General features: G+C 32.6%; 14 protein-coding genes. All 14 read left to right on the top strand.

Annotation, left to right across the window (positions count from 1 at the left end):
* The first annotated feature begins 55 nt into the window (after positions 1-55).
* The gene (gene lpxD, locus DMB68_RS09110; RefSeq protein ID WP_110346285.1) at positions 56-1,099 is read left to right on the top strand and encodes a UDP-3-O-(3-hydroxymyristoyl)glucosamine N-acyltransferase; all 1,044 of its coding nucleotides are present in this window, start codon (positions 56-58) and stop codon (positions 1,097-1,099) included.
* The gene (locus tag DMB68_RS09105) at positions 1,092-2,480 is read left to right on the top strand and encodes a bifunctional UDP-3-O-[3-hydroxymyristoyl] N-acetylglucosamine deacetylase/3-hydroxyacyl-ACP dehydratase (protein WP_110346403.1); all 1,389 of its coding nucleotides are present in this window, start codon (positions 1,092-1,094) and stop codon (positions 2,478-2,480) included. Before lpxD ends, DMB68_RS09105 begins: the two co-directional genes overlap by 8 nt.
* A 70-nt stretch (positions 2,481-2,550) precedes the next feature.
* Complete coding sequence (gene lpxA, locus DMB68_RS09100) at positions 2,551-3,336, top strand: acyl-ACP--UDP-N-acetylglucosamine O-acyltransferase (RefSeq protein WP_031455317.1); 786 nt, start codon at positions 2,551-2,553, stop codon at positions 3,334-3,336.
* Positions 3,337-3,431: 95 nt separating this feature from the next.
* Positions 3,432-3,998 (top strand): elongation factor P, encoded by a 567-nt coding sequence (gene efp, locus DMB68_RS09095; RefSeq protein WP_110346284.1) that lies wholly within the window; start codon positions 3,432-3,434, stop codon positions 3,996-3,998.
* A gap of 133 nt (positions 3,999-4,131) precedes the next feature.
* Positions 4,132-5,061, top strand: coding sequence for a UDP-3-O-(3-hydroxymyristoyl)glucosamine N-acyltransferase (locus tag DMB68_RS09090; protein ID WP_110346283.1), 930 nt, complete (start codon positions 4,132-4,134; stop codon positions 5,059-5,061).
* Position 5,062: 1 nt separating this feature from the next.
* Complete coding sequence (locus DMB68_RS09085) at positions 5,063-5,425, top strand: nuclear transport factor 2 family protein (protein WP_110346282.1); 363 nt, start codon at positions 5,063-5,065, stop codon at positions 5,423-5,425.
* Between the two features lie 86 nt (positions 5,426-5,511).
* A complete protein-coding gene (gene sucD / locus DMB68_RS09080; RefSeq protein WP_031455321.1) occupies positions 5,512-6,384 on the top strand; it encodes a succinate--CoA ligase subunit alpha in 873 nt (290 codons plus the stop codon).
* Positions 6,385-6,526: 142 nt separating this feature from the next.
* Positions 6,527-6,955, top strand: a complete 429-nt coding sequence (locus tag DMB68_RS09075) for a hypothetical protein (protein WP_110346281.1) — start codon at positions 6,527-6,529, stop codon at positions 6,953-6,955.
* A 101-nt stretch (positions 6,956-7,056) separates the two neighbouring features.
* The gene (locus tag DMB68_RS23645) at positions 7,057-7,257 is read left to right on the top strand and encodes a DUF7619 domain-containing protein (protein ID WP_231131616.1); all 201 of its coding nucleotides are present in this window, start codon (positions 7,057-7,059) and stop codon (positions 7,255-7,257) included.
* The gene (locus DMB68_RS23760; RefSeq protein WP_317047359.1) at positions 7,235-7,417 is read left to right on the top strand and encodes a T9SS type A sorting domain-containing protein; all 183 of its coding nucleotides are present in this window, start codon (positions 7,235-7,237) and stop codon (positions 7,415-7,417) included. The genes DMB68_RS23645 and DMB68_RS23760 overlap by 23 nt, the downstream gene beginning before the upstream one ends.
* Positions 7,418-7,734: 317 nt before the next feature.
* A complete protein-coding gene (locus DMB68_RS09065; RefSeq protein ID WP_110346280.1) occupies positions 7,735-8,343 on the top strand; it encodes an RNA polymerase sigma factor in 609 nt (202 codons plus the stop codon).
* Between the two features lie 89 nt (positions 8,344-8,432).
* Complete coding sequence (locus tag DMB68_RS09060; protein WP_110346279.1) at positions 8,433-9,554, top strand: FecR family protein; 1,122 nt, start codon at positions 8,433-8,435, stop codon at positions 9,552-9,554.
* A gap of 193 nt (positions 9,555-9,747) precedes the next feature.
* The gene (locus tag DMB68_RS09055) at positions 9,748-13,476 is read left to right on the top strand and encodes a SusC/RagA family TonB-linked outer membrane protein (RefSeq protein WP_110346278.1); all 3,729 of its coding nucleotides are present in this window, start codon (positions 9,748-9,750) and stop codon (positions 13,474-13,476) included.
* 11 nt (positions 13,477-13,487) lie between these two features.
* Positions 13,488-14,960 carry a RagB/SusD family nutrient uptake outer membrane protein gene (locus tag DMB68_RS09050; protein ID WP_110346277.1) on the top strand — a complete coding sequence of 491 codons (1,473 nt, stop codon included), beginning with the start codon at positions 13,488-13,490 and terminating at the stop codon, positions 14,958-14,960.
* The last annotated feature ends 5 nt before the right edge of the window (positions 14,961-14,965 follow it).

The following is a 14,965-nucleotide window of genomic DNA, read 5'->3' as shown; positions in this document are numbered from 1 at the left end:
AGAACGTTATGTATAAAGTTCCATCTTATTCGTATAAAAAATAGAATCTAATAAGATGAAATTTACAGCAGAACAAATAGCAGGAATTTTAGAAGGAGAAGTTGTTGGGAATCCCAATGCAGAGGTTTTTCGACTGTCTAAAATTGAAGAAGGAGAGGAGGGATCCCTTACTTTTCTGGCAAATCCTAAATATATCAATCACATTTATACCACAAAAGCTTCTGTAACAATTGTTAATGATTCTTTTGTGCCTGAATCTGATATTGCAACTACTTTGATAAAAGTTGAAGATGCATATGTATCTTTCTCTAAACTTTTAGAATTTTATAATCAGGTAAAATTAAATAAAAACGGAATCGAACCACAGACTTTTATATCTGAAGGAGTTAAATATGGTGAAAATTTATATTTGGGAAGCTTTAGTTACATTGGTCAAAATGTGGTTTTAGGAGACAACGTAAAAATATATCCAAACAGTTTTGTTGGTGATAATGTCGTAATTGGCGATAATGTACATATTTTTGCAGGCGCTAAAATTTATTCTGAAACTATAATTGGTAATAATTGTACCATTCATTCCGGAACTATTATTGGTGCAGATGGTTTTGGTTTTGCTCCAAATGAAGACGGAGAATATAGTAAAGTACCGCAAATAGGGAATGTTATTATAGAAGATAATGTAGATATTGGTGCTAATACTACCATTGACAGGGCAACTCTGGGTTCTACCATTATTAGAAAAGGAGTAAAACTAGACAATCAAATTCAGATTGCCCATAATGTGGAAATTGGTAAAAATACTGTAATTGCTGCTCAGACTGGAGTTGCAGGATCTACTAAAATTGGAGAAAACTGTATGATTGGCGGTCAGGTTGGGATCGCAGGTCATTTAACTATCGGAAACAATGTGAGACTTCAGGCACAATCGGGTGTAGCAAGAAACATTAAAGACGATGAGATTTTACAGGGAAGTCCAACATTTGGTTACAGCGATTTTAGTAAATCGTACGTTCATTTTAAGAACTTACCTAAGATTGTTACCGAGTTAGAAGAATTAAAGAAACAAATAATAAACCCAAAAAATGGAAATAATGGTTAAACAGAAAACCATCAAGAATGAAATTTCACTAACAGGAGTTGGATTACATACTGGAAAAGAAGTTACAATGACTTTTAAACCTGCTCCTATTAATAATGGTTTCACTTTTGTTAGAGTTGATTTGCAAGGTCAGCCAGTAATTGAGGCTGATGCTAATTATGTAGTTAACACACAAAGAGGTACCAATTTAGAAAAATTAGGTGTAAAAATTCAAACCCCGGAACACGTTTTAGCGGCATTAGTTGGTTGTGATCTGGATAACATTATTATAGAATTAAATGCTTCAGAACTTCCAATTATGGATGGTTCTTCAAAATATTTTGTTGAGGCAATAGAAAATGCAGGAATCGAAGAACAAGACGCAAAACGTAACGTATATGTTGTAAAAGAAGTTATTTCATTTACAGATGAAACTACCGGAAGCGAAATTTTAGTTATGCCAAGTGATGATTATCAGGTAACAACTATGGTTGATTTTGGTACTAAAGTTTTGGGTACCCAAAATGCTACTTTGAAAAGCATTGCTGATTTTAAAGAAGAAATCTCAAATTCGAGAACTTTTAGTTTTTTGCATGAATTAGAGTCTTTATTAGAAAATGGTTTAATAAAAGGCGGTGATTTAAATAATGCTATTGTTTATGTAGATAAAGAGATTTCTGACTCTACAATGGAAAGCCTTAAGAAAGCTTTTGGAAAGGAAGAAATTTCGGTTAAGCCAAATGGTGTTCTTGATAATTTAACCTTACATTATCCAAATGAGGCGGCCAGACATAAACTTTTGGATGTCATAGGGGATTTATCTCTAATTGGAGTTAGAATCCAGGGAAAAATTATTGCTAATAAACCAGGTCATTATGTGAATACACAGTTTGCCAAAAAATTAGCAAAAATTATAAAGATAGAACAAAGAAACCATATTCCGGTTTACGATTTGAATCAGGAGCCTTTGATGGACATCCATAAAATCATGGCTGTTTTGCCTCACAGACCTCCGTTTTTGTTGATAGACAGAATTATCGAAATGTCATCAAGCCATGTGGTTGGATTGAAAAATGTTACCATGAACGAAAATTTCTTCGTTGGGCATTTTCCTGATGCTCCGGTAATGCCAGGTGTATTAATCGTGGAGGCAATGGCACAAACGGGTGGAATTCTGGTTCTGAGTACAGTTCCGGATCCTGAAAATTATTTGACTTATTTTATGAAAATAGATAATGTTAAATTTAAACATAAAGTATTGCCGGGTGACACTTTAATATTTAAATGTGATTTAATTTCTCCTATCAGAAGAGGAATTTGTCACATGCAGGCAAATGCTTACGCTAACGGAAAATTAGTAGCCGAAGCAGAATTGATGGCTCAAATTGCAAGAAAACAATAATTAATCAAAATTATTGTTTACGTTTGTTGCCCAAATTAGACTATTTTAAAATTAAAATATAAAAATACAGATGAATCAACCATTAGCATATGTTCATCCTGGCGCTAAAATCGCTAAAAATGTTGTAATTGAACCTTTTACAACAATTCACAATAATGTTGTTATTGGTGATGGTACCTGGATAGGTTCAAATGTAACTATCATGGAAGGTGCCCGCATTGGTAAAAATTGTAATATTTTTCCGGGTGCAGTAATTTCAGCAGTTCCTCAGGATTTAAAATTTGGAGGAGAAGATTCTCTAGCTATCATTGGTGATAATTGTACGATAAGAGAATGTGTAACTATTAATAGAGGGACAATTGCTTCAGGTCAGACAGTTATAGGTAATAATTGTCTAATAATGGCTACCGCACATATTGCTCATGATTGTCATGTTGGCAATAATGCTATTATTGTTAACGGAGTTCTTTTAGGAGGTCACGTTACGATTGGGAATTATGCTATTATTGGAGGATTATCAGCAGTTCACCAATTTATAAGTGTTGGAGATCATGCTATGATTTCAGGAGGATCATTATTAAGAAAAGATGTACCACCATATACCAAAGCTGCAAAAGAACCATTATCTTATGTAGGTATAAATTCGGTAGGATTAAGAAGAAGAGGTTTTAGTACTGAAAAAATAAGAGAAATACAGGATATTTACAGAATTCTTTATCAAAAAAACTATAATACTACACAGGCTTTGAGTATTATCGAAGGAGAAATGGAAGCTACACCGGAAAGAGATGAAATTTTAGATTTTATTAGAAATTCATCAAGAGGTGTAATGAAAGGTTATTCAGGGAATTATTAAAATAAAGTTTAATTGTTTTATTGTTTAATCGTTCAAATCGAAAAAACAGTTAAACGATTTAACGATTTAACAAAAAATAAATAAAACAAAAACAAATGGCATCTACATCAGATATTAGAAACGGATTGTGTATTAAATTTAATCACGATATTTATAAAATCGTTGAATTTCTTCACGTAAAACCTGGAAAAGGTCCTGCTTTCGTAAGAACAAAATTGAGAAGTTTAACTACAGGAAGAATATTAGATAATACATTTTCTGCCGGACACAAAATTGAAGATGTGCGTGTAGAAACGCATAATTATCAGTTTTTATATGCCGAAGGAGATGAATTTCATTTTATGAATACAGAATCTTATGAGCAAATTTCTTTGAATAAAAATATTCTGGATGCTCCGGATTTATTAAAAGAAGGAACAAGTGTAATGGTTCAGGTAAATACTGAAACAGATTTGCCTTTATCAGTAGATATGCCATCTTCTGTAATTCTTGAAGTAACATATGCTGAGCCGGGTGTAAAAGGAAATACAGCTACAAATGCAACTAAATCTGCTACGGTAGAGACTGGTGCAACTGTAAACGTTCCTTTGTTCATAAACGAAGGTGATAAAATTAAAATTGATACCGCTTCAGGTTCTTATATGGAGCGTGTAAAAGAGTAATTTTTAATTAAGATAATTTGTCAATGAGTCAATTGGATAATTTGAATTAAAGCAATTTTAGCATTTATTTTCCAACTGACTCATTTTCTTAATTGACACATTTTCTAATTGATAAATTTTCTAATTTAAAAATATGAAATTTCCAAAAGTTCACTCTTTAGAAGAAATTGCAAGTTTGCTTAACTGCGAATTTATCGGTAACAAAGACTTTGAAGTTTTAGGTATGAACGAAATACATGTCGTTGAATCTGGAGATATTGTTTTTGTTGACCATCCAAAATATTATGACAAAGCTTTGCAATCAGCTGCTACTATTGTTTTAATTAACAAAAAAGTAGATTGTCCTGAAGGTAAAGCTCTTTTAATTTCTGATGATCCTTTCCGGGATTTCAATATGTTAACCAAACACTTTAAGCCTTTTCAGTTTGCAAACGTAGCTATTTCATCTTCTGCACAAATAGGTGAAGGAACTGTTATTCAGCCAAATTCGTTTATTGGAAATCATGTTACAATTGGTAAAAACTGCCTGATTCATTCTAATGTTTCAATATATGACCATACTATAATTGGTGATAATGTGATTATTCATGCAGGAACTATTTTAGGAGCAGATGCTTTTTATTACAAAAAACGTCCGGATGGATTTGATCAGTTAATTTCTGGAGGAAGAGTGGTCATTGAAGATAATGTAGGTATTGGAGCACTTTGTACAATTGACAAAGGAGTAACTGGTGATACTACAATTGGAGAAGGTACAAAATTAGATAATCAGGTGCATGTTGGACACGATACTATAATTGGTAAAAAATGTTTAATAGCTTCTCAGACTGGAATTGCGGGTTGTGTTATTATCGAAGACGAAGTAACCCTTTGGGGGCAAGTGGGAACTACAAGTGGTATTACAATTGGTTCAAAAGCAGTTGTTATGGGGCAAACGGGTGTGACCAAATCAGTTGAAGGCGGAAAATCTTATTTCGGAACTCCAATCGAAGAATCAAGAGAAAAGTTGAAACAGTTAGCTAATATCAAAAAGATTCCTGAAATTCTAAATAAATTGAAGTAATATGTCTATTAAAGAATTTGTTCAAAAATTTTATAAATCGGATGCCCTGATTGATAGTGAAATTTTTAAAACCTATCTGCATCCCGATGTCACAATAGAGTGGAATAGCAGTAAAGGTTTAATCCATATGGATTACGATTCGATAATAAACATGGCAAATGAATTAAACCGTGCCTATGTTCGTTCAAAAGTAAGAATTAGCCATATAATAGCCGAAGAAGATTTAGTTTCAGTACGTTATTCTCATTATGTAAAAACGATTGAAAATCCTCGTGAAGAAATGTTGCTGGCTCATTTTTTTACCATTTGGCAGATAAAAGATGGAAAATTGTATCGTGGTTATCAAATGAGTCAATTTTCGTGATATTTTTTGCCCATAAAAAAGGTGAAAATAAGTTACAAAACCTTACTTTTGCATCACAATTTTAAAAACTACATAAAATATATATCATGAGTGTTTTAGTTAATAAAGATTCCAAAATAATTGTTCAAGGATTTACAGGAAGCGAAGGAACTTTCCATGCTTCTCAAATGATTGAGTACGGTACTAATGTTGTTGGTGGTGTTACTCCTGGAAAAGGAGGGACTAGCCATTTAGATCGTCCGGTTTTTAATACAGTAAAAGATGCTGTTGATCAAGCTGGTGCTGATACTTCTATCATTTTTGTTCCGCCAGCTTTTGCTGCTGATGCAATTATGGAAGCTGCTGATGCCGGAATAAAAGTAATTATTGCAATTACAGAAGGTATTCCTGTAGCAGATATGATTAAGGCTAATAATTATGTTAAAGAAAGAAATTCAAGATTAATCGGACCAAACTGTCCTGGTATTATTACTCCTGGAGAAGCTAAAGTTGGTATCATGCCTGGTTTCGTTTTCAAAAAAGGAACTGTTGGTATCGTTTCTAAATCTGGAACTTTAACTTACGAAGCTGCTGACCAGGTTGTAAAACAAGGTTTAGGAATTACTACAGCAATTGGTATTGGTGGAGATCCAATTATTGGAACTACAACAAAAGAAGCTGTAGAATTATTAATGAACGATCCGGAAACTGAAATCATCATCATGATTGGTGAAATTGGAGGTCAATTAGAGGCTGATGCTGCTAAATGGGTTAAAGCTGACGGTAACCGTAAACCAGTTGTTGGTTTTATCGCTGGAGAAACTGCTCCTGCTGGTAGAACAATGGGGCACGCAGGTGCTATTGTTGGTGGTTCTGATGATACAGCTGCTGCTAAAAAACAAATCATGAGAGACAACGGAATCCACGTTGTTGATTCACCAGCAGAAATTGGTAAAAAAGTAAAAGAAGTATTAGGATAATCTCCAAATATTTAAAATAATAAATTCCAAAAAAGTCTCAATATTTTGTTGAGACTTTTTTACATTTAAAAGTACTGAGGTATAAAATAGAAAAAACTTAGCATCTTAGTGCCTCAGTATCTTAGAAGCTAAAAGAAGAAATATGAGTAAAGAATTAAAAAAGTTTAAAGTAAGCAGCAGTTTTACTTTTACAATTGATGATAGTTTAGAACAAGTTTGCAACGCTCCGGAAGGAAGTGCAGGAATTTTTGTTGTGTATGCAGTTGAAGGTGAGGAAAAAGAATTAATCATGGTTGGTTCTACAGGAACTGTTCAGAATGATGGTACTTTAAAAAGTAAAAATGGCGGATTGTATGATAAAATCGTAAATGGACACCAATTTGCCAAAACAGGAAGAAAATACTCATGGCCTGCACAAATGAAGTTAGAAAATATTGAAGCTCTTGAAGTGGTTTGGTATGAAACTTTTAATGCAGATGTAAAAGCTATCCCAACTGCAGTTGAAGGGCAGGTTTTGCAGAACTTCTTAGATGAAAACGCAAAATTACCTAGATGGAATGTAGCTTTCTAAAAAGTTATTTCTAAATAAATTTTCATGAAGAAGCCTTGCTATAATTAGTAAGGCTTTTTTTTTAATGAAAAATTAGGTTTTAAATCTTTGGCTTTATAACATTGCCAACTCTAAACGTTGGAGACGCTTTTACAAATAAAGCGAATATTTATTTTGATTATAACTTCCCAATTTTAACTAATAAAGCAGCTTCAACTTTTACGGCTACTTTAGAAACTCCTGATTTTGAATTTTCAAAATATTTTAATGTATATCCCAACCCGATGAAAGACATTTTAAATATTTCTACCAAAAGCTATTGAAATTAAATTAATATCAATTTATAATCTCTTAGGACAATTAGTTATTGCAGTACCGAATACAAAAGATACTTCATCGATTGATATTTCAAGATTAAATTCAGGAACCTATGTGCTTAGTGTTAAATCTGATGGAGGGGAATTCCAGTATGAAGCTGATTAAAAAATAATATATAATTTAAGATTTATAATATAGCGTAAAGGCATATTTTAATTAAAAATGCAATTTTCTACGATAGAAAATTGCCTTTTTTTGTAAAAAAATTGGTTTTGAATTTTTAGCTCCATATATTTATAAAACAAAAATTAAATATATTGTTAAATAACGGTTATATTTTTGTGAAAATTTACTTTCATTCCTGTGTGTTGTTAGATTTTGTTTACATTAAATAATGATTTTATAATTATTGAACAAAAAAATGATAAATCTTTAAAAAACGCATAGGATGAATATTTGTAATATTTAAGACTCAAATATTTATGAAAACCCAAATCTTGTCATTTAAAACCTACGATGATCATAAACTTTGGAATAAACTGAAGGCTGGTGATGAAAAGTCATTTTCCTTACTTTTTGAAAAGTATTATGGCGATTTAATAAATTATGGAAATTCATTCTCACCCTTTGCAGAGAAAGTTCAGGATTGTGTTCAGGATGTATTTGCTGATATTTGGTTATACAGGGAATCATTGCAAGAACCTAATGTTGTTAAAGCTTATTTATTGTCAAGTGTGCGAAAGAGAATAGCACGTCTATATGAAAGGGATCATGTTTTTAGAAAAATTACCACTACAGATTCAATTGAATTTCTTTTTGATTTTTCGGTAGAATATGAACTAATTGATGATGAAGCAACCGCAGAAAGTGTTTTGTATCTCAATAAATTATTGAATGATTTGCCTGCGCGGCAAAAGGAAGCTTTGTTTTTGAGATACAATCAAGGACTCAGCGTTGATCAAATAGCAGAGATGTTAGAGGTTAATTATCAATCGGCAAGTAATCTTTTGCATCGCGGATTGCTTACTCTTCGCAGGGAATGGAAGGGGAGTTTTTCTGTTATAGTATTACTATCTTCAGGTGTTTTTTAATTTTATTTCAAAAAAATAAAAAAAAATCAAAAATTGGTGAGTATATAATAAGAAAACTGTCCTCTATGTTTTTGTAACCTTATTTATAGATGCAAAAACGTAATTATTATATCGAAATTGAAGACTTCCTGTCTGATGAATCATTCCGTACATGGGTGCTTACCAAAGTTGATGAACATGGCTGGGAGGAATGGACTTTAGAAAACCAACAAAGAGCGAAAATGGTTGAAAATGCCAGATTTTTGTTGTTGGCAATGAAAGTCCCAAATACCACAATTTCTTCTACAGATTTAAATGCAGCATTACAGTCTACATGGATTAAAATTGAAGAAAAGTCAAATCTGAATAAGTCTTCTGCTAATAATCTTAGTGCTAAATATTTAAATAAATTTTGGCTTTCAGCAGCTGCAGCCATTTTATTTTTTGCTTCTGTGTCTGTTTGGTTTTATCATAACCAATTTATGACAAAGAATGCTGTAGTGACTTACGAAGAACTTATCGAAGATACAAATGAAGGTCTTGTTGAACAAACAAATAATTCCAATAAACCGCAAATCATTACATTATCTGATGGTAGTTCGGTTCTATTGCAACCCAATAGTAAATTAAGTTATCCTAAAATCTTTAACGGAAACGAGAGAAAGGTTTATTTGTCAGGTGAAGGCTTTTTTGAAATTAGTAAAAATCCTGAAAAGCCTTTTATAGTTTATGCAAACGAAATCATTACAAAAGTTGTTGGTACCAGTTTTCGGGTAAAAGCTTACTCAGATCAACCTAATGTAGAAGTGCTTGTCCGAACCGGTAAAGTAAGGGTAAGCTCAAATGAATTGATTGTAGATTCAAAAAAAGTTAAAGAAGTTATCCTGCTACCTAATGAAGCCTTGCGTTTTTTTAGAAGTAATTCAAGTTTTAACAAAATAACCAACATTACAGAAGACAAGACTTTAGTAAGTACTGTAGGAAATATTGAACAATTAAGTTTTGAATTTACAGATATCCCGGTAGAACAGATTTTTAAAACAATTGAACAGGCTTATTTAGTTGATATTGATTTTCCTAAAGCTAAATTAAAGGATTGTCATTTAACAACTTCATTAAGTGATCAGCCACTATCAGAAAAGCTTAAAATTATTTGCAAAAGTATTGGGGATGATACCAGTTTTGAAATGAATGGCAATCAGATTATAATTACTTCTGAAGGCTGTAATTAGATTAAAGTTTACAATCAAATTTTATAATAATGAATCTTAAAATCAATTAGTTGCCTATGTGAAAAAATACAAAAAAGTGCCGGAATGCTGTAACATATCCGACACTTAATACAATTAAATAACTCTCTGTAAAGAGTCATTTATTACGTTTCTAAATACACTCGAATAGTATAATTAAAACCAAACCAAAATTATGAAAAAACCAGTTGTTAAACAACGATTACTCCATCGAATCATGAAAATAACGCTATTTCAGTTTGTCTTAGCGCTTGTGTTTTCAAGCGTTACAATGGCAAACAGTGTGAATGGACAGAGAAAATTAGATACAAAAGTCAGTATTGCAGTTGAAAACCTAAGTTTGGATAATACATTATCTAAGCTTGAAAAATCTGCGCATGTAAAATTTTCATACAATTCAAGACTGCCACAGCTAAATCAAAAAGTAAGTATTGAGGCAAATCAGGAAACTTTGGAGAGTATACTGAACCGAATTTTAAAACCATTCAATATTACTTATGCAGAAATAAGTAATCAGATCATTTTGCAAAAAAAAACAAAATTAGACGGTTTTAGTAGCGATGAATCTCATAATCCATTATTCGAAATTTTATCGGTAGGCCCTATAATCAGAGGTAAGGTTACAGATTTAAGCGGTAGTCCGCTTCCTGGTGCCACAGTACTTGCAAAGGGAACTAAAGTAGCTGTACTGACTGATTTTGATGGAAATTTTTCTATCGAAATGCCAGCTAACAGCAGTCAGTTAGTGATTTCTTATGTAGGTTTTGAAACTAAAGAAATCGGTATTGAAAATACTTCTCCAACGGTTGTGTTAAGTGAAGTTGGTCAGAATTTAAAAGAAGTTGTCATTACTACCGGATATGAAAAAACTTCAAAAAGAACTTTTACAGGTGCCATTAGTAAAATTTCTGGTTCCGAATTAAAAGTTGATGGTGTAGTGGATATCAGTAGAATGATAGAAGGGAAAGCAGCCGGAGTTACCGTTCAGAATATTACGGGGACTTTTGGAACAGCGCCAAAAATTACGGTGCGTGGATCATCATCAATTTTTGGAGACACAAAGCCATTATGGGTTATTGATGGTGTTGTACAGGAAGATATAATTAACATATCTTTTGCAGATCTGGCTTCAGGAAATTCAGAAACATTGTTGAGTTCTTCTGTTGCGGGATTAAATTCAAATGATATTCAGAGTATTGAAATTCTTAAAGATGCATCAGCAACATCTATTTACGGATCAAGATCTTTAAATGGCGTTGTGGTTGTTACAACAAAACAAGGCCGTAGAGATGCTCCTTTAAAAGTAACATATTCAGTAGAAAATACTGTAAGAACAGTTCCAAGCTACACACAATATGATATTCTAAACTCTCAGGAATCTATGAGTATTTTTCAGGAAATGAGAGAAAAAGGTTTTCTTGATATGCCTTCATCCTTTCAGGGCAGATCTGGCGGAGTATACAATATTCTTGCAAAACAGATTAATCTTTACGACACTTCGGGGGGACAATATGGAGTTAAGAATAGCCAGCCTAATATAAATAATTTTTTAAGAAAATATGAGTTAGCAAATACAGATTGGTTTAGTGTTTTATTCAGACCATCTATTACGCAAAATCATTCTTTGAGTTTTTCGGGAGGCGGAAAAAACAATACATTTTATGCTTCTTTGGGATACTACACAGATCCAGGATGGACAATTGCAGATGATGTAAAACAATTATCATCAAATTTAAAAGGAACTTTTTTTATAAATGACAGATTAAATATTACTTTATCAACATTGGCCTCTATTCGTAATCAAGGAGCGCCGGGTAGTTATGATAGTAAGAAAGATGAAGTTTTTGGTAAAGTTACAAGAGATTTTGACATTAACCCTTTTAATTATGTTTTAAGTACAAGCAGGACTCTGAGACCCTATGATGATGAAGGTAATTTAGAATATAGCAGAAACAATTGGGCTCCTTTTAACATTATAAATGAATTGGAAAATAATGTTTTGGAAATTGATGTAAAAGACATTCGTTTTCAAATGGATTTAGAATATAAAATAAATAAAAATCTGACTTATAATTTGACAGGTTCTGCACGTTATGCTAATACTACACGGGAACATAAAATCTTTGAGAATTCTAACGTTGCAGAAGCATATAAAGCAGGAACAGAATACGGCATAGATGGTGAAAATGATATTGTTAGAGAGGCAAATGTATTTTTGTACAAGGATCCTGAAGATTTAACAGCATTGCCAATTTCGGTATTGCCTAATGGTGGTTTCTTAAGAAAATTTACAAACGAACTTACATCTTACAATGTCAGAAACAGTGTAAATTATAGAAACACATTTAGAGATAAACATGAAGTTGAAGGCTTCTTCGGAACTGAATTACGTTCGTTAGACAGAAATAGTGACAATTTTACTGCTGCAGGACTTCAATACGATAGAGGTCTTACAGCCTTTACAGATCCGAGAATAATTGAAAAAATTATAAATGAAGGAAACTCTTATTATGGTTTTAATCAAGAGAGAGAAAGAACTGTTGGTTTTTTCGGAAAAGTAGGATACACATACGATCGTCGTTATACTGCATCTGTAACGGGGCGTTATGATGGTTCTAACAGACAAGGAAACAGTGGCTCTTCCAGATGGTTGCCAACCTACACATTTAGTGGGAAGTGGAATGCAACCGAAGAAAAATTCATGCAAAATGTAAAATCAATAAATAATTTAGCTTTAAGAGCTTCTTATGGGCTTACCGCAACAGCTGGTCCGGCAACAAATTCATTGGCTATTTATAAAAGTTATATTACCGATCGTTTAGGAATTTCTGATAGAGAAACAGGTATCAGTATTGATGAATTACAAAACGCTGATTTGACTTGGGAAAAACAGTTTGAAACTAATATTGGATTAGATCTGGGAATGTTTAACAATCGCATACAATTTGTAACAGATGTTTACAGTCGTAAAGCATTTGATTTAGTGGATTATGTAGTAACATCAGGTATTGGCGGCCAAAGAATAAAACAAGGCAACAATGCTAATATGGAAACAAAAGGTATTGAGGTTGGATTTACTACTCAAAATATAGTGAATGATAATTTCAAATGGTCAACAACATTGAATTTTTCTGTATTTGATCAGAAAATTACGAAGTTAGAAAATCAGCCTACCGCCTTTGATCTTATAGATGGAAACGGTGGAAATACTATAGGACATCCTAGAAATTCATTGTATTCCTATCAGTTTACCGGATTAAATAATCAGGGACTTCCAACTTTTATCTTGCAGGATGGAGAAGAAGATAATGTTGCAGGTGCTAACTTTCAGGATAATGAAAATGTTACTGATTATTTAAAATATGAAGGTTCTATTGAGCCAAATAAATCAATAGGATTAGCTAATACATTTACCTATAAAAACTGGTCTTTATATGTATTTGTTGTAGGTTCAGGAGGAAATAAAGTTCGTTTGAACCCTGCTTTTGATAGTCAGTATGATGATTTAACAGTATTTACAAAAGATTTTACAAATCGATGGATTAATCCAGGAGATGAACAATTTACAAACGTACCTGTTATTGCTGATAAGAGATTGGTACAAAACTACGGAACTCAGGATCAGTTATCAATAGCTTACAATACCTATAATTATTCAGATGTAAGAGTTGCTGATGGTGATTTTGTTAGACTTAAAAATGTATCATTAAGTTGGGAGTTTCCTAAAGATTTTAAAAGAAAATTAGGTCTCAGCACATTTACGCTTAAAGGCTCTACGGTAAATCCTTGGTTAATCTATTCAGATAAGGCATTAAACGGCCAGGATCCGGAATTCCGAAACACAGGTGGAGTAGCTTTTCCGGTTACAACACAATACAGTTTTACAATAAATCTTTCATTTTAATATAATTGATTATGAAAAATATAAAAATAGCCATATTACTATTAGTTCTTATAAGTATTAGTAGTTGTGATGATTTTCTTTCTGAAGTGCCGGATAATCGAACACAAATAGATACGCCTGAAAAAATTTCAGAATTATTAGTCTATTCTATTCCGGAAGCATCTTATATGGATATAGCAGAAACTATGTCTGATAATGTAGGAGATGGTGAGTTAAGTAATATAGCACGCAAAAACGAGCAAAGTTATAATTGGGAAATGCATGATCAAACGGATATTGATACAGAGGCAAGCTATTGGGATGCCTGTTATAAAGCGATAGCTCACGCCAATCAGGCATTAAAATCAATTGAAGAATTAGGAAGTCCTGCAAATTTAAATCCTCAAAAAGGAGAAGCATTATTGGCAAGAGCTTATTCTCATTTTATGTTGGTTTCTCTTTGGTCTAATCGTTATAATCCTGCAACTGCTGCAACTGATTTAGGTGTTCCTTATGTAACTGAACCAGAGACAAAATTGTTGAAATCCTATAAAAGAAATAGTGTAAAAGAGGTTTTTGATTTTATTGAAAAGGATATTGAAGATGGGCTTCCCTTAGTAACAAATAATTATGCAGAACCTAAGTTTCATTTTAATAAGGAGGCAGCTAAAGCATTTGCAAGCCGGTTTTATTTAATAAAAGGTGACTGGGATAAAGTACTCGAAGTTACTGCAGGGATAGGTTCTAAACCAGACAAGAAGTTAAAAGACTATGCTACACTCTCTAGTCTGGCTCCGGATATACAGTTTGTAGAGTATGGTAAGTCGGCTTACACTTCGAATTTGTTAATTGCTTCTCCCAATAGTCTTATTGGAAGATCTGCTAATTCAAATAATTTTTATCTTAATAATGATAAACAAAATGAAATTTTTGACTCAAGTAATCCCTTTGGAAAAGCATGGTACTTTGATTTTTATTCATACAACAGCAGTAGAACACTTTTTACTCCTAAGTTCGAAGAATATTTTAAATACACTAACATAAGTGCCGGAATTGGTGAGCCTTATTGCGGAATTGTGCTGCTTTCTAACGATGAGTTTTATTTAAATCGTATTGAAGCACTTGTAATGAAAGGCAGGATTGCAGAGGCCAATACAGAATTAGTTTTCTTTTTAGGGACAAGAACAGCAGGATATAATGAAGCCACAGATATATTAACTACAGAAGACTTTATGTTTCTTTATCCTGAAATTGAAGGAGAACTAACACCATTCTATGATATGACTTCAGAACAAACTTCTTATATTATAGCTATTCTGGAAGCAAGAAGAAGGGATTTTGTGCACGAGGGCTTACGATGGTTTGATGTAAAACGTTTTAATATTGTTGTGGAACATGAAACTTTCGGAAAACCAACCAATATCTTGGTAAAAGATGATAAACGCAGGGCTTTACAAATACCTATCAGCGCATCAAATTACGGTATTGAGAAAAATCCAAGATAAGTTTA

It is taken from the genome of Flavobacterium hydrophilum, assembly GCF_003202405.1.
Lineage (GTDB): Bacteria > Bacteroidota > Bacteroidia > Flavobacteriales > Flavobacteriaceae > Flavobacterium > Flavobacterium hydrophilum.
The sequence above is the reverse complement of the archived record's forward strand: the minus strand, read 5'-3'. Positions and strand labels throughout refer to the sequence as shown.

What these genes read in the sequence shown, in the direction of transcription:
- lpxD (WP_110346285.1), top strand. Translation starts at nt 56, where the DNA reads ATGAAATTTACAGCAGAACAAATAGCAGGAATTTTAGAAGGAGAAGTT.
- DMB68_RS09055 (WP_110346278.1), top strand. Translation starts at nt 9,748, where the DNA reads ATGAAAAAACCAGTTGTTAAACAACGATTACTCCATCGAATCATGAAA.
- DMB68_RS09085 (WP_110346282.1), top strand. Translation starts at nt 5,063, where the DNA reads ATGTCTATTAAAGAATTTGTTCAAAAATTTTATAAATCGGATGCCCTG.
- DMB68_RS09060 (WP_110346279.1), top strand. Translation starts at nt 8,433, where the DNA reads ATGCAAAAACGTAATTATTATATCGAAATTGAAGACTTCCTGTCTGAT.
- DMB68_RS09105 (WP_110346403.1), top strand. Translation starts at nt 1,092, where the DNA reads ATGGTTAAACAGAAAACCATCAAGAATGAAATTTCACTAACAGGAGTT.
- DMB68_RS09065 (WP_110346280.1), top strand. Translation starts at nt 7,735, where the DNA reads ATGAAAACCCAAATCTTGTCATTTAAAACCTACGATGATCATAAACTT.
- DMB68_RS09090 (WP_110346283.1), top strand. Translation starts at nt 4,132, where the DNA reads ATGAAATTTCCAAAAGTTCACTCTTTAGAAGAAATTGCAAGTTTGCTT.
- sucD (WP_031455321.1), top strand. Translation starts at nt 5,512, where the DNA reads ATGAGTGTTTTAGTTAATAAAGATTCCAAAATAATTGTTCAAGGATTT.
- DMB68_RS09075 (WP_110346281.1), top strand. Translation starts at nt 6,527, where the DNA reads ATGAGTAAAGAATTAAAAAAGTTTAAAGTAAGCAGCAGTTTTACTTTT.
- DMB68_RS09050 (WP_110346277.1), top strand. Translation starts at nt 13,488, where the DNA reads ATGAAAAATATAAAAATAGCCATATTACTATTAGTTCTTATAAGTATT.
- lpxA (WP_031455317.1), top strand. Translation starts at nt 2,551, where the DNA reads ATGAATCAACCATTAGCATATGTTCATCCTGGCGCTAAAATCGCTAAA.
- efp (WP_110346284.1), top strand. Translation starts at nt 3,432, where the DNA reads ATGGCATCTACATCAGATATTAGAAACGGATTGTGTATTAAATTTAAT.